The 19,508-nt window shown below is 58.2% G+C and carries 16 protein-coding genes; 8 read left to right on the forward strand and 8 right to left on the reverse strand.

Annotation, left to right across the window (positions count from 1 at the left end):
- The first annotated feature begins 94 nt into the window (after window positions 1–94).
- The 5 genes from D3871_RS01845 to D3871_RS01865 all read left to right on the forward strand — a co-directional run bounded on the left by D3871_RS01845 (window position 95) and on the right by D3871_RS01865 (window position 8,050).
- Window positions 95–2,017 carry a PrkA family serine protein kinase gene (locus D3871_RS01845; protein WP_119767362.1) on the forward strand — a complete coding sequence of 641 codons (1,923 nt, stop codon included), beginning with the start codon at window positions 95–97 and terminating at the stop codon, window positions 2,015–2,017.
- Between the two features lie 217 nt (window positions 2,018–2,234).
- Window positions 2,235–3,500, forward strand: a complete 1,266-nt coding sequence (locus tag D3871_RS01850) for a YeaH/YhbH family protein (protein ID WP_119767363.1) — start codon at window positions 2,235–2,237, stop codon at window positions 3,498–3,500.
- On the forward strand, window positions 3,497–5,077 hold the full coding sequence (locus D3871_RS01855) for a SpoVR family protein (RefSeq protein ID WP_119767364.1): 1,581 nt from the start codon (window positions 3,497–3,499) through the stop codon (window positions 5,075–5,077). The genes D3871_RS01850 and D3871_RS01855 overlap by 4 nt, the downstream gene beginning before the upstream one ends.
- A gap of 644 nt (window positions 5,078–5,721) precedes the next feature.
- Window positions 5,722–6,171, forward strand: coding sequence for a PA2169 family four-helix-bundle protein (locus tag D3871_RS01860; protein WP_119767365.1), 450 nt, complete (start codon window positions 5,722–5,724; stop codon window positions 6,169–6,171).
- Window positions 6,172–6,391: 220 nt separating this feature from the next.
- Entirely contained in the window at window positions 6,392–8,050 is a 1,659-nt protein-coding gene (locus D3871_RS01865) for an NAD(P)/FAD-dependent oxidoreductase (protein WP_119767366.1), read from the forward strand.
- A gap of 54 nt (window positions 8,051–8,104) precedes the next feature.
- On the opposite strand, the gene D3871_RS01870 is transcribed toward D3871_RS01865, so the two are convergent.
- Window positions 8,105–8,575 (reverse strand): metallophosphoesterase family protein, encoded by a 471-nt coding sequence (locus tag D3871_RS01870; protein ID WP_119767367.1) that lies wholly within the window; start codon window positions 8,573–8,575, stop codon window positions 8,105–8,107.
- Window positions 8,576–8,906: 331 nt separating this feature from the next.
- Here D3871_RS01870 and cysE point away from each other — a divergent pair, with 331 nt between their 5' ends.
- Window positions 8,907–9,758 carry a serine O-acetyltransferase gene (cysE, locus tag D3871_RS01875; protein ID WP_119769821.1) on the forward strand — a complete coding sequence of 284 codons (852 nt, stop codon included), beginning with the start codon at window positions 8,907–8,909 and terminating at the stop codon, window positions 9,756–9,758.
- A gap of 26 nt (window positions 9,759–9,784) precedes the next feature.
- On the opposite strand, the gene D3871_RS01880 is transcribed toward cysE, so the two are convergent.
- The 3 genes from D3871_RS01880 to D3871_RS01890 form a co-directional block, all read right to left on the reverse strand.
- The gene (locus tag D3871_RS01880) at window positions 9,785–12,064 is read right to left on the reverse strand and encodes a GGDEF/EAL domain-containing response regulator (RefSeq protein WP_119767368.1); all 2,280 of its coding nucleotides are present in this window, start codon (window positions 12,062–12,064) and stop codon (window positions 9,785–9,787) included.
- Window positions 12,065–12,286: 222 nt separating this feature from the next.
- On the reverse strand, window positions 12,287–13,081 hold the full coding sequence (gene ygiD / locus D3871_RS01885; RefSeq protein WP_119767369.1) for a 4,5-DOPA-extradiol-dioxygenase: 795 nt from the start codon (window positions 13,079–13,081) through the stop codon (window positions 12,287–12,289).
- Between the two features lie 51 nt (window positions 13,082–13,132).
- Window positions 13,133–13,561 carry a DoxX family protein gene (locus tag D3871_RS01890; protein WP_119767370.1) on the reverse strand — a complete coding sequence of 143 codons (429 nt, stop codon included), beginning with the start codon at window positions 13,559–13,561 and terminating at the stop codon, window positions 13,133–13,135.
- Between the two features lie 158 nt (window positions 13,562–13,719).
- Between D3871_RS01890 and D3871_RS01895 the strand changes: the two genes are divergently transcribed.
- Window positions 13,720–14,634 carry a LysR family transcriptional regulator gene (locus D3871_RS01895; RefSeq protein WP_119767371.1) on the forward strand — a complete coding sequence of 305 codons (915 nt, stop codon included), beginning with the start codon at window positions 13,720–13,722 and terminating at the stop codon, window positions 14,632–14,634.
- Here D3871_RS01895 and D3871_RS01900 read toward each other — a convergent pair.
- A complete protein-coding gene (locus D3871_RS01900) occupies window positions 14,631–15,785 on the reverse strand; it encodes a patatin-like phospholipase family protein (RefSeq protein WP_119767372.1) in 1,155 nt (384 codons plus the stop codon). The two genes, D3871_RS01895 and D3871_RS01900, sit on opposite strands and share 4 nt — an antisense overlap.
- Before the next feature lie 199 nt (window positions 15,786–15,984).
- Window positions 15,985–16,596: a glutathione transferase GstA gene (gene gstA, locus D3871_RS01905; protein WP_119767373.1), complete on the reverse strand. Its 612-nt coding sequence runs from the start codon at window positions 16,594–16,596 to the stop codon at window positions 15,985–15,987.
- A gap of 187 nt (window positions 16,597–16,783) precedes the next feature.
- On the opposite strand from gstA, the gene D3871_RS01910 reads away from it, so the two are divergent.
- On the forward strand, window positions 16,784–18,442 hold the full coding sequence (locus tag D3871_RS01910) for a long-chain fatty acid--CoA ligase (RefSeq protein ID WP_119767374.1): 1,659 nt from the start codon (window positions 16,784–16,786) through the stop codon (window positions 18,440–18,442).
- Between the two features lie 279 nt (window positions 18,443–18,721).
- On the opposite strand, the gene D3871_RS01915 is transcribed toward D3871_RS01910, so the two are convergent.
- Both D3871_RS01915 and D3871_RS31605 read right to left on the reverse strand, forming a co-directional pair.
- The gene (locus D3871_RS01915) at window positions 18,722–19,204 is read right to left on the reverse strand and encodes a tyrosine-type recombinase/integrase (protein ID WP_420799621.1); all 483 of its coding nucleotides are present in this window, start codon (window positions 19,202–19,204) and stop codon (window positions 18,722–18,724) included.
- A complete protein-coding gene (locus D3871_RS31605) occupies window positions 19,096–19,446 on the reverse strand; it encodes a phage integrase N-terminal SAM-like domain-containing protein (RefSeq protein ID WP_420799622.1) in 351 nt (116 codons plus the stop codon). Before D3871_RS31605 ends, D3871_RS01915 begins: the two co-directional genes overlap by 109 nt.
- Window positions 19,447–19,508 lie beyond the last annotated feature (62 nt).

Below are 19,508 nucleotides of genomic sequence, written 5' to 3' on the forward strand. Positions count from 1 at the left end.
CCAGAGAAAATCGGGCGTAGTATGAAATTGCGGAGTGGAAATTCAGTCTTGAATCCGACCCACAAACGACCGGCAATTACATCAAAGGACCCCCATGAAAATCTTTGACAACTACGCAGCACGGTATGAGCGGACTCGGGAAGAGGAATACTCCCTGCAGGAATATCTGGAACTGTGCAAGCGCGATCGACTCGCCTTCGCCACCGCTGCCGAGCGCATGCTCGAGGCGATCGGCGAACCTGAGATGATCGACACGCGCCATGATTCGCGCCTGTCGCGTATCTTCGCCAACAAGGTTATCAAGATCTATCCGGCGTTCCGTGAGTTCTACGGCACGGAAGAAGTGATCGAGCAGGTGGTGTCTTACTTCCGTCATGCCGCGCAAGGCCTCGAAGAGCGCAAGCAGGTGCTGTACCTGCTCGGCCCCGTCGGCGGCGGCAAATCCTCGATCGCAGAAAAGCTCAAATCGCTGATGGAGCAAGTCCCGTTCTATGCGATCAAGGGATCGCCCGTCAACGAATCGCCGCTCGGCCTGTTCAATGAAATCGAAGACGGCGACATTCTCGAAGAAGACTACGGCATCCCGCGCCGTTACCTGAAAACCATTCCCAGTCCGTGGGCGGTCAAGCGCCTGCACGAGTTCAATGGCGACATCAACCAGTTCCGCGTGGTCAAGCGTTATCCATCGATCCTGAAACAGGTCGCGATCTCCAAGACCGAACCGGGCGATGAAAACAATCAGGACATCTCCTCGCTGGTCGGCAAGGTCGATATCCGCAAGCTCGAAGACTATTCGCAGGATGATCCGGATGCGTACAGCTACTCCGGCGGTCTGTGCCTGTCGAACCAGGGCTTGATGGAATTCGTCGAAATGTTCAAGGCCCCGATTAAGGTGCTGCACCCGTTGCTGACCGCAACGCAGGAAGGCAACTACAAGGGGACCGAAGGCTTCGGCGCGATCCCGTTCGACGGCGTGGTGCTCGCACACTCGAACGAGTCGGAGTGGAAGGCATTCCGCAACAACAAGAACAATGAAGCGTTCCTCGATCGTATCTATATCGTGAAGGTTCCGTACTGCCTGCGCGTGTCGGAAGAGATCAAGATTTACGACAAGCTGATCCAGAATTCGTCGCTGTCGAAAGCGCCGTGCGCACCCGGCACCCTGAAGATGATGGCGCAGTTTGCGGTGCTGTCGCGAGTGAAGGACCCGGAAAATTCCAGCATCTTCAGCAAGATGCAGGTATATGACGGCGAAAACCTGAAGGATACCGATCCGAAGGCGAAGTCGCGCCAGGAGTACACCGATTACGCCGGCGTCGATGAAGGCATGAACGGTCTGTCGACCCGCTTCGCGTACAAGATCCTGTCCAAGGTCTTCAACTTCGACAATACCGAAGTCGCGGCCAATCCGGTGCACCTGCTGTATGTGCTGGAACAGCAGATCGAGCGCGAACAGTTTGCGCCCGAACTCGAACAGCGCTACATGTCCTATATCAAGGAATACTTGGCGCAGCGTTACGTCGAATTCATCGGCAAGGAAATCCAGACCGCCTACCTGGAAAGCTATTCCGAGTATGGCCAGAACATCTTCGACCGTTATGTGACGTTCGCTGACTTCTGGATCCAGGACCAGGAATTCCGCGATCCGGATACCGGCGAAAGCTTCGACCGCGATTCGCTCAACAACGAACTGGAAAAGATCGAGAAGCCGGCAGGGATTTCGAACCCGAAAGACTTCCGCAACGAGATCGTCAATTTCGTGTTGCGTGCCCGCGCGCAGAACAACGGCAAGAACCCGGCATGGACCAGCTATGAAAAGCTGCGTACCGTGATCGAGAAGAAGATGTTCTCGAATACCGAGGAACTGCTGCCGGTGATCTCGTTCAACGCCAAGGCCAGCGCCGACGATGCGAACAAGCATCAGGAGTTCGTTGCCCGCATGGTCGCCAAGGGTTACACCGCGAAGCAGGTTCGCCTGCTGTGCGAATGGTACCTGCGCGTACGCAAATCGTCGTGATGTAATACCCGCTCCGCACGGACTCCTTCCCCCTCTCAGGGGGAAGGGCGGGATGGGGGTAGGGAGGTTGTGCGAAAGCCGTTGTTGATTCGACCTCACTACCCCCACCCTAGCCCTCCCCCTGAGAGGGGGAAGGGACCGGTAGGATGGAGCGAAACCCCTTTCCCGCTCGCGGGAGAGGGGAATAACAAACGCCCATACTGTTTCAGGAGGCATTTTGGCTTACCTCATCGACCGGCGCTTGCAGGGTAAGAACAAGTCCGCTGGCAATCGCGAACGCTTTCTCAGGCGTTACAAGGGCCAGATCAAGGACGCCGTTGCACGCGCAATCAAAGGCCGCTCGATCAAGGATATCGAGCACGGCGAAAAAGTCTCGATCCCCGTCAAGGATATCAACGAACCCAACTTCGGCCATGCACATGGCGGCGTCTGGGAAGTCGTGCGGCCGGGTAACAAGGAATACCAGAAGGGCGACCAGATCCAGCGGCCGAAAAGCGGCAGCGGTTCCGGCAAGGGCAAGGCTGGCAATAGCGAGGAAACCAGCGAAGACGATTTCGCTTTCGAGCTGACGCGCGAAGAGTTCATGAATTACTTCTTCGAAGACCTCGAACTGCCGAACCTGGTCAAGACCCAGCTCAAATCGATCACCGAGTTCAAGCAGCAGCGCGCCGGTTATACCGTGTCCGGTACGCCGTCCAACATCCATGTGCTGCGCTCGCTGCGCGGCGCGCTGGGACGACGCATCGCCGTCGGTTCCAAGTCGCGCAAGCGCCTGAAGGAAGCCGAAGAAGAACTTGAAGTCCTGATGCGGACCGCATTCGAAGACGATCATCGCATCCTGGCGCTGCGCAAGGAAATCCATCACCTGCGCACCAGGCTGCATGCGATCCCGTTTCTCGACCCGATCGATCTGCGTTACAGCAACCGCATCAAGGTACCCAAGCCCTCGAGCCAGGCCGTGATGTTTTGTGTGATGGACGTGTCGGGATCGATGGATCAGGCCAAGAAGGATGCGGCAAAACGCTTCTTCATCCTGCTCTATCTGTTCCTCGAGCGCGCGTATGAAAAGATCGAGGTCGTCTTCATCCGTCACCATACGCAGGCGACCGAAGTCACCGAAGACGAGTTTTTCAATTCACGCGAATCGGGCGGCACCGTCGTGTCTTCCGCGCTGTACTTGCTCGACAAGGTGATCCAGGAGCGCTACGCCAGCAGCGACTGGAATGTCTACGTCGCGCAGGCGTCGGACGGCGACAACTGGGACAACGATTCCGTCACCTGCCGCGAACTGCTGATCAACAAGATCATGCCGATGGTGCAGTACTACGCCTACGTCGAAATCACCGATGGCGAGCCGCAAAACCTGTGGCATGAGTACACGCAGATCCCCGATGCATGTCCGCACTTCGCGATGCAGAAAATCGAGTCACCGGCCGACATCTATCCGGTTTTCCGTGAACTGTTCAAGAAACAACCGAAATGACGACGACAGCGATCAAGAAACCCGCAAGGAAGACGGCCGCCAAGCCCGCTCGCAAAAAGGCCGGCAAGCCGTTCCGCCTGCCCGAGCAATCCGAATGGACTTTCGAGCTGATCGAAAACATCCATCAGGAAATCCGCCGCGTGGCCGAAGGCTTTGGCCTGGAAACTTATCCGAACCAGCTCGAGATCATCACCGCCGAGCAGATGATGGATGCGTATGCCTCGGTCGGCATGCCGGTGTCGTATGCGCACTGGTCTTACGGCAAGCAGTTCCTGGCGACGGAAAAGAGTTACAAGCGCGGTCACATGGGCCTGGCCTATGAAATCGTGATCAACTCCAATCCCTGCATCGCCTACCTGATGGAAGAGAACAGCCTGATGATGCAGGCGCTGGTGATCGCGCATGCCTCGTACGGCCACAACTCCTTCTTCAAGAATAACTATCTGTTCCGCACCTGGACCGATGCCGAAGCGATCATCGACTACATGGTGTTCGCGAAGAATTACATCGCCGACTGCGAGCAGCGCTATGGCATCGAAGCGGTCGAACTCTTGCTCGACTCTTGCCATGCCCTGCAAAACTATGGCGTGGATCGTTACAAGCGTCCGGCCAAGCTGTCGATGGCCGAAGAGCGCGAGCGCCAGGAAGATCGCGAGCGTTATCTGCAGTCGCAGGTCAACGACTTGTGGCGCACGGTGCCGCGCAAGGCCGAGGTGGTGCAGGAAGCCGGACCGTCGCGCTTTCCCGCCGAACCGCAGGAAAACCTGCTGTACTTCATCGAGAAATCGGCGCCGCTGCTGGAGCCATGGCAGCGCGAGATCGTGCGCATCGTACGCAAGATTTCGCAATACTTCTATCCGCAGCGCCAGACCCAGGTGATGAATGAGGGTTGGGCGACGTTCTGGCATTACACGATCCTGAACCAGCTGTATGACGAAGGCGTGGTCGGCAATGGCTTCATGATGGAGTTCCTGCAAAGCCATACCAATGTCGTGTACCAGCCGCCGATCACCAGCAAGTATTTCAATGGGATCAATCCGTACGCACTGGGCTTTGCGATGATGCAGGACATTCGCCGTATCTGTGAAAACCCGACTGACGAAGATCGTCAATGGTTTCCCGATATTGCCGGCAGCGACTGGAAGAAGACGCTCGACTTCGCGATGCGCAACTTCAAGGATGAAAGCTTCATCGCGCAGTATCTGTCGCCCAAGGTGATCCGCGACTTCCATTTCTTTTCAGTGTTGGACGACGACAAGAAGGACAAGCTGGCGATTTCCGCGATCCATGACGATGCCGGTTATCGCTATCTGCGCGAACAGCTTGCGGGCCAGTACAACCTGGGCAACCGCGAGCCGAACATCCAGGTGTGGTCGGTCGACACGCATGGCCATCGTTCGCTGACCTTGCGCCATAACCAGTATCAGCGCCGGCCGCTGAACAATCAGACGAATGAGGTGTTGAAGCATGTCGCACGCTTGTGGGGATTCGACGTGATTCTTGAAACGGTCAATCCCGAAGGAGCCGTGCTCGACATCATCGAATGCAAATGCGAGAAGAGGCAACGCGGTAGTTAAGAGGGAGGGGCTCGCAGGGCGCCGCAGAAAAAGGGGAGCGTCGCAAGACGCTGCGGCGCCCGTTGCGGCCCGGCCGTGTTGGCTTGCTTTGCATCCAGGGCGGTCATGCTCCGTCGCGTCTCTTTTCATGGGCGCTTGCCGGGAAACCGGCAAGACTTGATGCCAAGGCGAAAGCCTTGGCATTTTTTTGTTTACTTCCAATACACCTGTACGCGTAATTCCTCGATTCAATGCAAGTTGTCAGGAGAAAAAGCGCCGGCCTTCTTGCCAGCCGTCTCTCTTCCTGTTCAGCCGAGCTGTCGCCTCAACAAACTTATACATCTGTAATTTTTTCCGCTCCTCTGTAGCCTCTGCCAGAGATATCCGCATTTAAACGCCATTTCAGCGTTTTTCAATCCTTGAATCGTCGCGAAAACGACTGGCACGCACATTGCCTGCATGTCGTCCACATCAAGCGATGTAGTTCGATGGCGCATGCCATTACGTTACCAAGGAGATTTTTCATGCAACGCCATAAAAAGTATGTCGCATGCTTGGCGTTGCTGCGCTGGAATCGTAGCGGTGATGCGGTCGACCGGTTCTGCCGGACGGCTTGCAGTATTTCATGAATTGCCCGAATTTCCACCAACCCTCATGGAGCCAACATGGATAACGATGATGTGATCACTACACTGAACAACCTGATCGAAACCAGCAAGGATGGCGAAGAAGGTTTTCGCGCCTGCGCGGAAGATGCCAAGGATCCGACGCTCAAGGCATTTTTCTCCACTCGCGCGCAAAGCTGCGCCGCAGCCGCGGTGGAATTGCAAAATGCCGTGCGGTCCTATGGCGGCGACCCGGAAACCAGTGGCGGCCTGGGCGGCGCGATTCACCGCCGATGGCTCGATATCAAGGCGATGGTGACTGGCAAGGATGACAAGGCCGTGCTGCAGGAATGCGAGCGTGGCGAAGACGTCGCCGCTGCCAGCTATCGCAGCGCACTGGAAAAAAATCTGCCGGTCGAAGTACGCGCAATGGTCGAGCGCCAGTACCAAGGCGTGCTGCAAAACCACGACAAGGTGAAAAGCCTGCGCGACCAGTATCGCAGCGCTTAAGTAAGCACTCAGCTCGGCGCCTGCCCGTTTGCCAGGGCGGGCGCCAGTGAACCGACTACCCATTGCATGCCGCAGGATGCCGGCCCCGTCACCTGTTGGGCCAGGATTGGTATAAGATACCGGCCTGCCGATGCCATCCCCTCCCGTGCCGGCCACGACCGCGCCAAGCCGCCACGACGTCGCGAAAGCCGGTCCGCATAGAACTTTCCGGATTGCCCGCATGCTGCGACTCACCAATGTACAACTTCCGCTCGACCATCCCGAAGCCGACCTCAGCGCTGCCATACTCGCGCGCCTGCAGATCCCGGCCGAGGATCTGCTCGGGTACACCGTTTTTCGTCGTGGCTACGATGCCCGCAAGCGCAGCGCGATCAACCTGGTCTACACCATCGATGCCAGCGTACGCGATGAAGCGCTGGTGCTGGCCCGGGTGCAGGGCATACCCAATATCGCCATCAGTCCGGATACCAGTTATAAATTCGTCACGAACGCGCCCGCGCAACTGCCGCTGCGCCCGGTCGTGATCGGTTTCGGGCCGTGCGGCATCTTTGCCGCGCTGATCCTGGCGCAAATGGGATTTCGCCCCATCATTCTTGAGCGCGGCAAGGTGGTGCGCGAACGGACCAAGGATACCTGGGGCCTGTGGCGCAAGCGTGAACTGCATCCGGAGTCGAATGTGCAATTCGGCGAGGGTGGCGCGGGAACGTTTTCCGACGGTAAACTGCATAGCCAGATCAAGGATCCCAAGCATTACAGCCGCAAGGTCTTGACCGAATTCGTGAAAGCGCATGCGCCGGAAGAGATCCTGTTTGTCAGCAAACCGCATATCGGTACCTTCCGCCTGGTGAAGATGGTCGAGGCGATGCGCGAGACGATTACCTCGCTGGGCGGCGAATTCCGGTTCGAGACCAAGGTTACCGATTTCGATATCGACCACGGAAAAATGCGCGGCGTCGTTCTGGAAAGCGGCGAACGCATCGCGGCCGACCATGTGGTGCTGGCTGTCGGACACAGTGCGCGCGATACCTTCCAGATGCTGTACGACCGGGGTGTCTATGTCGAAGCCAAACCGTTTTCGATCGGCTTCCGCGCCGAACATCCGCAATCGCTGATCGACCGCGCCCGCTTTGGCAAATTCGCCGGCCACCCGCTGCTCGGAGCGGCCGACTACAAGCTGGTGCATCACGCGAAAAACGGCCGCTCGGTGTACAGCTTTTGCATGTGCCCCGGCGGCACGGTGGTCGCCGCCACGTCGGAGCCGGAGCGCGTGGTCACCAATGGCATGAGCCAGTATTCGCGCAATGAGCGCAACGCCAATAGCGGCATCGTCGTCGGCATCACGCCCGACGACTATCCGACCGATCGCGGCCCGGGCCACCCACTGGCGGGCATTGATTTTCAACGTGAACTTGAATCGCGGGCCTATGTGCTGGGCGGACGCAACTACGATGCACCCGGCCAGCTGGTCGGCGACTTCATCGCCGGTATCCCGTCCAGCGCGCTCGGTTCGGTGCAGCCTTCGTACAAGCCCGGCGTGCATCTGACCGACCTGTCGCCTTCATTGCCCGATTATGCGATCGAAGCGATCCGCGAAGCGCTGCCGGCGTTCGACCGGCAGATCAAGGGTTATGCGATGCGCGATGCGGTGCTGACCGGCGTGGAAACCCGCACGTCGTCACCGGTACGCGTCAGGCGGCAGGAAAATTTCCAGAGCATGAACACGGTCGGCCTGTTTCCCGCCGGCGAAGGTGCGGGTTATGCCGGCGGCATCCTGTCGGCCGCGGTCGACGGCATCAAGGTCGCCGAAGCGGTGGCGCTCAGCATCGCGGGCAATACCGACGTGCGCGGCGGCGGGCATGCGGGGGAATTGCTGTATTGATCGCGAATACCATCTGCGGCGCGACCCGCAGAAGCCGGCGCTGACTACCTCGCATCAATCGACTTCGAGCATCTGCAACTCCGCCTTTGCCACGCCGTCGGCAATTTCCAGAAACGCTATCGAGATCGGCAGGCGAAAGCGACGCGGGCCGGCGCTGCCGGGATTCACGTACAACACGCCCTTGTCCCGGCGCACCGCCGGCCGGTGCGAATGTCCCGATACCACCACCTTGATGCCTGCCGATACCGGATCGACATCCATGTCGTGCAGGTCGTGCACCACGTAGACGGTCACGCCATCGATGTCGATCACTTCCTTGTCCTGCAGGTGGTTTGCCCATTCTCCGTGGTCGTTGTTGCCCCGTACCGCGACCACGGGTGCAATTTCTTCCAGTTGCTGCAGGACCCCGGCATTGCAGATATCGCCGGCGTGGATGATGCGGCTAACGCCCGACAGCGCCAGGCGTGCCTCCGGCCGCAGCAAGCCATGCGTATCCGAAATCAAGCCAATACGTTGTATCTCCATGATGAAATGCCAAAGCGGAATTCAAAAAACCAATGCACGAAAGGTATGCAAGACGCATACCTTCGTCCATTTCGCTGCCCTGTACGGGAAAAATAAAATTATGTTTTAATGTCTGCACAGATTTCGCATATCGATATTATTTTTTTGACACATGAACAAGCAGCACGTTTCCAACCACATGATTGGATGTTGTCGCGGTCGGCCTGAGGGGCTGCCGACACGCTGACGTTCGCGTTTTTCGTCGATTACCCATGGCCGCAAAGTTGCAAGACTTGCGGCCATTTTGTTTTTCCGTCCGCTCGCGCGGCAGGAAAATTGCAAAGGATTTTTCATGAACAGCTTGGCCAGCAGATCACCGCAGCTTGTCGTGCCGTTTCCAACCGGCATCGAAAGCGCAGCATTGCCGTTACAGCCGGACGCTGCCGTTGTATGGGAAGACATGCGTACGGAGGCAGAGGACATCGCACGGCGCGAATCATTTCTGCGGCCGCGGCTGCAGTCACTGGTGCTGGCGCAGCCGGATTTGCCGAATGCGATGGCCGCTACGCTGGCGCGCCGGCTCGCCAGTGCCGACATGGGAGAGGGCGCGCTGAAAGCCTTGTTTGCAGGCCTGCTCGATGAGCACCTGAACGCGCATGTCGTCGCTGATCTGTTCGCGGTAAGAAGCCGTGACCCGGCTTGCGGCGGTTACCTGCATGTCATGCTGAACCTGAAAGGCTTTCAGGCATTGCAGACTTACCGCATCGCGCATGCGCTATGGCAGCAGCAGCGTAGCGCACTGGGGCACGCGCTGAGCAGCCAGGCATCGCTGGTGTTCGCGCTCGATATCCATCCGGCCGCGCGCATCGGCAGCGGCGTGATGTTCGACCATGGCACCGGCATCGTGATCGGTGAAACCACTGTCATCGAAGACAATGTCTCTATCCTGCAGAACGTCACCCTGGGCGGTACCGGCAAGGAGCATGGCGACCGTCATCCGAAGATCCGCAGCGGCGTGATGATAGGTGCCGGCGCCAAGGTGTTGGGCAATATCGAAGTCGGGACCATGAGCAAGGTGGCGGCCGGCAGCGTCGTGCTGCGTCCGGTGCCGCCGCATTGCACGGTCGCCGGTGTGCCGGCGCGCGTGGTCAGGCATCACGATGATGCGGCATGTCCATCGGTCGATATGGACCAGATGATTTGAGCCCGGGCGCGACAACGATGGCTCGATCAGGCCTCCAACGTTTGCCAGCCCTGTCGTTGCAGCAGTTCGGTGAAGGCGTCGGCCGATACCGGTTTACTGTAGTAATACCCCTGTGCCGACGGGCAGCCATGACTTTGCAGGAAATCGATTTGCTCCAGCGTTTCCACGCCTTCGGCTAAAACCTGCAAATGCAGGCTGTTCGCCATGGAAATGATCGCGGCGACCAGCGCGGTATCGCTTGAATCCTGACCTATGCCGCTGACGAAAGAGCGGTCGATCTTGAGCGCGTTGACCGGAAAGCGCTGCAGGTAGGCCAGGCTGGAATAACCGGTGCCGAAATCGTCGATCGATAGCTTGATGCCCATGTGCGACAGCTGGGTCAGGGTTTCGACATTGTCTTCGGTGCGATGCATCAGCGTGCCTTCGGTAATTTCCAGATCGAGGCGGTCGGCCGGAATGCCGGTTTCATTCAGTACATCGACGATCATGTTTTGAAAGTTGGGCTGGAAGAACTGGCGCGGCGACAGATTGACTGCAATCGTGAGGTCGGTATAACCGCTTTCGCGCCAGCGCTTGAGTTGTTCGCAAGCCTGGCGCAATACCCATTCGCCGATCGGCAGGATCAGGCCGGTCTCTTCGGCAATCGTGATGAACTCATGACAAGGCACCGGCGGTTCGTCATCCTGTTTCCAGCGCAACAAGGCTTCCGCCGAAAAAATCGCGCCGCTTTCCAGCGTCACTTGCGGCTGGTAATACAGCATCAGTTCGCCGCGTGTCAATGCATGGCGCAAGGCCATCGTCAGCTGATGACGTCTCTGCGCCGCCTTGTTGAGGCTCTGTGTAAAAAACTGAAAATTGCGGCGTCCCTTTTCCTTCGCGTAGTACATGGCGGTGTCGGCGGCGCGCATCAGCGTATCGACATCCCGGCCATCATCCGGATACATGCTGATGCCGATACTGCCGGCCACATGCAACTCGTGCGTGCTGCAATGAAACGGCGCATCCAGCGCATCGAGCACTTTTTGCGCGACCATCGCGACATCGCTGGCGCCGCCGACGAGCGGCAGCGCCAAAACGAATTCATCGCCTCCCAGGCGCGCCACACTGTCGCCTTCGCGCACGCAATGCAGCAGACGGTCGGCGACAAAACGCAACGATGCATCACCGACCTGATGGCCCAGCGAATCGTTAATATGCTTGAAGTAATCGAGATCGATGAATAGTACTGCGGCGTTGGTATGGGTACGGGCGGCATGGGCAAGCGCCTGCTGCAACCGGTCGCGCAATAGTGCGCGATTCGGCAATCCGGTCAGGGCATCGTGGTCGGCCATGTAGCGTATGCGATCTTCTGCCTGCTTGCGCTCGCTCAGATCGAGCACGAAGGCAGCCCCGGTTTTCTGACGCTGGCTGATGACCGCCCCGCCGATCAGGATCGGCACCCGGCTGCCATCCTTGCGCATATATTCTTTTTCATAAGGCGTAAAGCATCCGGTTTCGACCAGTTCCTTGATTCCGCGCTCGGTCTCCATCTGGTATTCCGCCGGAGTCAGCTGATCCCAGCGTACCTGTCCGGCCAGCACGTCTTGCTGGGTATAGCCGATCATGCGCAAGAAAGCATCGTTGGCTTCGACAATGCGGCCATCGGCTTCCCAAAAATAAATTCCGATGATGTTGGCATCGATCAAACGGCGCATGCGCAATTCGCTGCGGCGCAGCGAATGTTCTACGCGGCGGCGTTCATCGATTTCGGCGGTCAATTGGGCATTGGCCTGCGCAAGTTCTTCGGTGCGATGCGCGACTCTTTCTTCCAGCAGTTCATACGCGTATTGCAGATAGGATTCGATTTCCTCGCGCAACGCGACTTCACGCTGCAGCATCTCGTTTTGTTCGGCAAGGCGGCATTGCGTCCAGCGCAACGCCAGATGCGTATGCATGCGCGCCAGTACTTCATCGATCCGGAAAGGTTTGGTCACGTAGTCGACACCGCCCGCAGCAAAGCAGGCCAGCGTCTGGGCATTGTCATCCGACGCCGTCATGAAGATGACTGGAACCTCGCGCAAGTCCTCTTGTTCCTTCAGGTGGCGGCAGGTTGTCGGGCCATCCATGCCTGGCATCATGACATTCAGCAAAACGAGATCGGGTAAGACATGCTGCACGTATTGCAGCGCCTGTTCTCCATTCTCAAGCACCACGACGCGATCACCGCGTTGTTCCAGCAAATGTACCAGTGGCGCGAGTTCGGCAGGCTGGGCATCGACGATCAGGATGAGGTGGCTGCCCGCCGGCGCATCCTCGCTTGCAGTCATGTGAGCGTCCCTTCAATACGCGGGCGGCGCCGCCTGCGAACGATGCCGCCGCGCGCTGATGCGGGCGGTATCGGACGGGAATGCAGGTCGAAGATCATGAGGTCGCTGTCGTCGAATCGCATCGCATGCCTGCGACGCGCTGGTTGCTCTTGCACCACGGTGAGATGGTGTTATACAGCCGCAACGGCCGTGCAGGATTAGATGCACCGCTCCGCGCTGAGTTCAGACAGTCGCGCCAACGACCGCCGTCAGCATGCTGATCGAACCGAGCTCGATACCGTCGACCGCAATGCTTACCGCTTCGTCATCACGTCGTGCGCCTGCGATATAGAGCAGCGGCAGAAAATGCTCCGGCGTCGGAACCGAGAGCATCGCATCGCTGCCCCAGCTCGCGTAATCGACCAGCTTCGCATTGTCGCCTTGCAGCAATGCGTCACGGACTTGCTGGTTGAAACGTTCGGCCCAGTCATAGGAACCGGTCGCCCCACGCCGCATTGCGCGCAGGTTATGCACCACGTCGCCGCTGGCAATCAGCAGCACACCTTCATCGCGCAGCGCGGACAGCTGCCGACCCAGTTCAAAATGAAAGTCATTGGGCCGGGTTGCATCGATGCTGAGCTGCACGACTGGCACGTCGGCCTGCGGATAGGCCTTGACCAGTACCGACCAGGTGCCATGATCCAGCCCCCATGCATGATCGAGTTGGACCGGCACCGGATCGAGCAAGGCTTGTACCCGCCTTGCGAGAGCCGGATCGCCCGGCGCCGGATAGCGGATATCGAACAAAGCCTGTGGAAACCCGCCAAAGTCATGAATCGTCGGCGGACGCTCCATCGCTGTGATGGCCGTGCCTTCGGTGTACCAGTGGGCGGAAATCGCCAGTATCGCCTTCGGCTTTGGAATCGATTGTCCGAGGCGTGTCCATGCCTGGGTATAAGCATTGTCGTCGAGCGCATTCATCGGACTGCCATGACCGAAGAAAATGGCAGGCATGTGGGTGGAACGTGAACTGTTCATGATTATCCTTTTGCGGGCCCCGTCAGGTAGCGGGACCGCTCAATCGCTGGTTCAGGCGGTACGCAATTTGTGTGACGTGCGCGGCAGGCTTAGGTTCGCGAGCGCAAAGGCGCCATCGCCAAGCAGTGCAACCACCGCTGAGGTCACTACCAGGAACGCGGGATATTCCCAGCCACCATTCTGCGCGGTGAATAGCCAGCCATTTCCAATATGCACGAAAAGTGCGCCGACGAGTACTGGCAGAGAAACGATGGCGGCAACACGGCTGTGCAAGCCAACAATCATGGCAGCGCCAGCGAGGATTTCCACTGCGATGACCGGGTAAGCCATCCATCCCGGAAAGCCCTGGCTGGCAAAAAAGCCGACGGTGCCGGGCAGCGTGAAGACGAAAACTTTCAACAGTCCATGCGCAAGCAGGACGGCGCCGAGAGAAATGCGAAGGAAAGCCGCTGCGTAGCCGGAGAAGTGTTGCTGATTCATGATAGGTCCTTTATGGGTAGAGGTTCAGGTGGCCGCCGCCGGTACCGTTCGGTTCGGTTCGGCTTGTGGCATTTCCAGCACTGTAATCCTTTCCGATTTACTGAAAAATACGATAGTGAGAAAATGATTGTTCCGAAATCCGTAAATATGGTGGGATCATGGATCTGTTTCAGGCTATGAAGGTATTTGCCAAGGTTGCCGAGGCGGGAAGTTTGTCCGGTGCGGCACGCGCGCTGGACATGTCGAACCCGTCGGTGACCCGGCATATCGCCGAGCTTGAGGCCTATCTGAATGCGCGGCTTTTCAACCGCACCACGCGCCGCCTCAGCCTGACCGAAACCGGCAGCAACTACCTCGAACGCTGCCGCCAGCTATTGCAGGATCTTGACGATGCGACACTGGCGGCCGGCAGCAGCGCAGTCAAGCCGGGCGGGACCTTGCGCATCAGTGCGCCGGTATCGTTCGCAGTTAATCACCTCGGGCCCATGCTGGCCGACTATCACGAACGCTATTCGGATGTGGCGCTCGATATCACGCTGTCGGACCGGACGGTGGATCTGGTCGAAGAAGGTTTCGATCTTGCGATACGGATCAGCCGCATCCGCGATTCGGCACTGGTCGCCCGCCAGTTCGCCAGCGCGCGCAGCATCGCGTGCGCGGCGCCAGCCTATCTGAAGAAGCATGGCATGCCGCGCGTGCCGGAAGATCTGGCGAGGCACGCCTGCCTCAGCTACACCTACCATGCGACGCGCGGCGAGTGGCATTTCCAGCGCGGAGGAAAAAGCCATGCGGTGCGTGTCAAGGGACCGGTCGACGCCAATAACGGTGACCTGTTGCGCGAAGCGGCGATCGCCGGCATGGGGATCGTGCTGCAACCCTCGTTCATCGTCGGCGACGCGCTGCGCAGCAAGAAACTGGTACCGGTGCTGGCCGGTTACGACATGGCGCCATTGCCTATCTATGCGGTCTACCCAAGCCGGCGTCATTTGTCGGCCAAGGTACGCACTTTCGTCGATTATCTGGTGGAGCGTTTCGGTAATACACCGGACTGGGACCGCGACATGCAGGCCTAGCCAGGCATGCTTCGATCGCGAATTCCCGAAGGCCCAACTTCATGTACCAGCACACCGGCACCTTCAGGCGCACCCACGCGCCAAGCGCCGTGCTCGATTCCGCGCAATGCATCCTGGTAGCCCTGGTCCCAGCGCCATTCAATCGATCCGCGTGAAAAATTGATGTCCTTGGATGCCATCTGCCAGTCGCGTCCCGCATACGCCAGCCGCACGATATGGATGGTCGACTCGGTGCCTACCGTATCGACTTCGCGCTGCTGCTCCGGACTGAGCGCGCCATCCGGCAGGAGGGCGCGCAGCATGCGCACGGTGCGGCGCAGGCGGTGGCCGCGCAGATAGGCATCGATATGGCGCTGCGAACGCGATGCAAACATCACATCCTTTTGCCGTGTCTGCACCTGTTCCAGCGTTGTCGGTTCGGGCCCGTCCGCGCTCCACAGATCGACCATGAAGCACACGGTATCGACGCGCGGTTCGTCGGCAAGCACCATCTCCAGCGGCGTGTTGGAATACAGTCCGCCATCCCAGTACAACTCGCCATCGATGCGTACCGGCGGAAACCCCGGCGGCAGCGCGCCGCTGGCCATCACATGCCGGATGCCGACAGTCTGCTTTGCGGTGTCGAAGTTGTCGAGCTGGCCGCAACTCACCCGGATCGCGCTGACAGTCATGCGTATGCCGCGCGGACTGTTGAGACAATCGAGATCGACCAGACGCGCAAGCGTGTCTTCCAGCGGCTGCGTTTTGAAATAGCTGGCATGGTCCGGCGCGACCGGCCAGCCTGCGGCAAAAGGATTGAACCAGCGCGGTGAATAGAAACCGGGCACGCCTTGCGTCATCGCGCACCAGGTCGTCAGCATGATGTTGAAGCGGCGCACCGAATCGGGCACGCGCTGCATGTCGAACAGGTCGCGCTGTGCGACCTCGTCCCAGAACTGTTTGACACGCACAAGCCGGTTGGCGCGTTCGTTACCCGCGATCAGGGCGGCATTGATCGCGCCGATCGAGGTTCCGACCACCCAGTCCGGCGACAGTCCGTGTTCATGCAAGGCTTGATAGACGCCTGCCTGATAGGCGCCAAGCGCGCCGCCGCCCTGCAGCACCATCACGATGCGCGGCCTGGCGCTGATGGGGGTAACGATAGAACCCATGTGCCTGTCCTCCCGAATGCGCGCACGGGAATGCGTGCGTTATACCAATCCTGACCTGTAACGTGACAAATGAAATCGATGGATTTTTTCGTCTGGCAAGGCGCAGGAGGAGTCAATAGCGGTGCTATTGACGACGAATGCAACGCAGCCAGACGGAAAAAGACGCGGTTTCATGTCACGTTACAGGTCGGGATTGGTATTACTCCTTGATCAGCCCTTCCGCAACCAGGGCCGCCTTGACTGCCGGTCGTTCCGCCACCCGCTGATGAAAGCCGTGCACCGCAGGCCAGCGGCCCAGGTCGAGCTTCACATGGCGCGCCCATCCCAGGATGGTGAACATATACGCGTCTGCAACGGTGAATAGATTGCCTGTCAGGAAGTCACGGCCCTGCAACTGCTGTTCGACAAAATCCAGACGCAGCGCAATGGTGTCCAATGCGGTCTTCTTGCTTTCTTCAGGCGTCGCCGGTTTGAACAGCGGCGAAAAGGTTTTGTGCAGTTCGGTCGAGATAAAGTTCAGCCATTCCACCAGCCGATAGCGTTCCATGGTCCCGGCCGGCGGCGCCAAATGTTTTTCCGGTGCCTGGTCCGCCAGATATTGCACGATTGCCGGACCTTCGGTCAGCACCTCGCCGCTGTCGAGTTGCAGCGCCGGGACATATCCCTTGGGATTGATTTGCCTGTAGTCGCCGCCGCTTGCGGTTTTCTTGTCTGCAAGATTGACCTTCTCGGTATCGAACTGCATGCCGAGTTCGCGCAGCACGATATGCGGTGAAAGAGAGCAGGCGCCGGGGGAAAAGTACAGTTTCATGCGAACTCCTAAGTAACGGTGCGGTGTGCGTTTAATGCATATCAAAATGTGAACGCGTTGACAGTCTTGATGGTAGCCCAGAGTGCAGAATCCTGCTGTCGGGTGCGCACATGCATCCCAAGTGCAACGAAAATAAGCCCGGCCTATAATGAATTTCCAATACAAAATTCAAAACGAGACGGAGACTATGAACGCCCCCCACTACGCCCATTGGCCGAAGGGCTTGCCCCATGCCATCACAACGCCCGATACCAGCGTGTACGTCAATCTGCAGGTGGCCGCGATGCGTTATTCGCGCAAGCCCGCCATCATTTTTTACGACACCGTCCTGAGTTATGCGCAGGTGCATGAACAGGTACTCGCACTGGCCGGTTACCTGCAACAGGTATGCGGCGTGCAGCGCGGCGACCGTGTACTGCTCGACATGCAGAACAGTCCGCAATTCATCATCGGCTATTACGCGATCATGCGTGCCGACGCGATGGTGGTGCCGGTCAACCCGATGCTGATGACCGACGAACTGCATCACTATGTCGACGACAGCGGCGCGAAGGCTGCGCTGGTGTCGCAGGAAATCTTTTCACGCATTGCTCCATTGGTCGGCAAGACTTGCCTGTCGCAAGTAGTGGTGGCTGCGTATTCCGATTACCTGATTGCGCCGACCGAGTTGAACGTGCCGGACTTTGTGCGTGCGCCCTATGCGGTAACGGCGATGCCCGGCGTAACGCCATGGAAGCAAGCACTTGATGCCGGCCATGCGCCGCGCGCGCATGCAGCCGGACCCGATGACCTCGCGTGCATGCCCTATACCTCCGGCACGACCGGCAAACCCAAGGGCTGTGTGCATACGCATCGCTCGGTGATGTTCAATTCGGTCGCCAGTCCGACCTGGTCGGGTCCGATGGCGCCGGACCATGTGACGCTGGCGGTGCTGCCGTTCTTCCATGTGACCGGGATGCAATCGGTGATGAATGCAATGATCTATACCGGCGGCACCATCGTCGTGCTGCCGCGCTGGGACCGCGACGCAGCCGGGCAATTGATCACGCGCTACAAGGTCACGACCTGGACACTGATTCCGACCATGATGATCGACTTCCTGTCCAATCCGCGCCTGGCCGAATACGATATTTCCCGCCTGCAGCGCGTGTCCGGCGGCGGCGCGGCAATGCCAGCCGCGATTGCACAAAAGCTGCTGGACCTGACCGGCCAGACCTATATGGAAGGCTATGGCCTGTCTGAAACGATGGCTGCATCGCATGTCAATCCCCCTAACCGCATGAAGCAGCAATGCCTGGGCGTGCCCTACCTGAACGTCGATGCGCGCATCGTCGATCCGGTGACGCTGAAGGAAGTGCCACAGGGAGAAAACGGCGAAATCTGGATTCATGGTCCGCAGGTATTCCAGGGTTACTGGAACGATCCGAAGAAGACTGCCGAAGCTTTCGCCGAACTCGACGGCAAACGCTTCTTCCGCTCCGGTGACCTCGGCTATGTGGATGAAGAAGGTTTCTTCTTCTTTACCGATCGCTTGAAGCGCATGATCAATGCCAGCGGCTTCAAGGTCTGGCCGGCCGAAGTGGAAGCCATGATGTATCAGCACCCGGCCGTGCAGGAATGCTGCATCATCGCCGCGCGCGATCCATATCGAGGAGAAACCGTCAAGGCCGTGATCGTACGACGGCCCGGCTCGGATGCGAGCGCGGAAGACGTGATGAAGTGGGCGCAGGAAAAGATGGCGGCGTACAAGGTTCCCAAGCTCGTCGAGTTTGTCGATGCCTTACCCAAGTCGGCAACCGGGAAAGTGATGTGGCGCAGCCTGCAGGAAAAAGAGATGGAAAAATAAGCCGCCTGATGTGGGTTGGGTAGATCGCCAATGTTATTCAAACCTATGCGACAGGTTTGCAACTGACGGGCGCAGGTTCAGTGAAAGGCCGAACAGAAAGGGCTAACCATCGGGTTAGCCCTGTTTGCTGATGTCTTTATGAGATTGGTTTTTCGCTCAATGGCCGCTTTGGGATGGTACCGGTCAGTGTGAGGTGTTATGGGTATTTCTGCAGGCATCCTACAACCCTTAACATTTCCGGCCGCTCGCAATTCAATTTCAGCGCTCCGAAGCGGACTCTCAGCATGGAGCCGGAAGATCGATTGGTGATGAAACACCTCTTCCTCCTTTATTGAGGACGTGGGCGTACACCATCGTGGTCGAAACATCGGCATGACCGAGCAGTTCCTGTACCGTTCGAATCTCCTCATACATCGACTTCGCATATGTCAGTTGGTCGCGCAATGGTTGTTTAAGGGAAAGCGGCAGCATGGTAAGGCGGTCCTTGCCACCTTTGCCACGCCGGATCGTTATTTCCCGTCGTTGAAAATCGATATCCTTGACCCGCAACTGTGCGCATTCCATCAGCCGCATTCCGGTGCCGTACAGCAGTCTGGCAATCAACAGGTGGACTCCATTCATCTGCGCAAAGATGAGGTCAACCTCCTGCCGCGTCAGTACGGTGGGCTGCCGTGGTGGCTTCGATGGCTTTGGCAGGTTATCGATCCAAGGCAGTTCCATTTGCAGCACATGTTTGTACAGAAAAAGCAAAGCACACAGCACTTGATGATGCGTTGATAGCGAAACGTTTCTTTCGTTGGACAGGTACGACAAAAAGCATGGATTTCAGGGTCTCCCATATCATTGGGATGGCGCAGCTGGTGAAAGCGGATATACCATCTTGCCCAGTACACATAAACGCGTTCGGTTCGTAGGCTATAGTGCTTATCTCTGAGGCAACGTCGTAGCTGATCGAGCAGCTTTGGCGGTTGCCCGGAAGCAGTATTTAGAGAGGCGTTTTCCATATTAATTAACACTGTGTATATGTACAGTATTCTGCTGTGTGCTAGACGGCAGGCACCTTGCG

The sequence above is a fragment of the Noviherbaspirillum saxi genome (assembly GCF_003591035.1).
Classification (GTDB): Bacteria; Pseudomonadota; Gammaproteobacteria; order Burkholderiales; family Burkholderiaceae_D; genus Noviherbaspirillum; species Noviherbaspirillum saxi.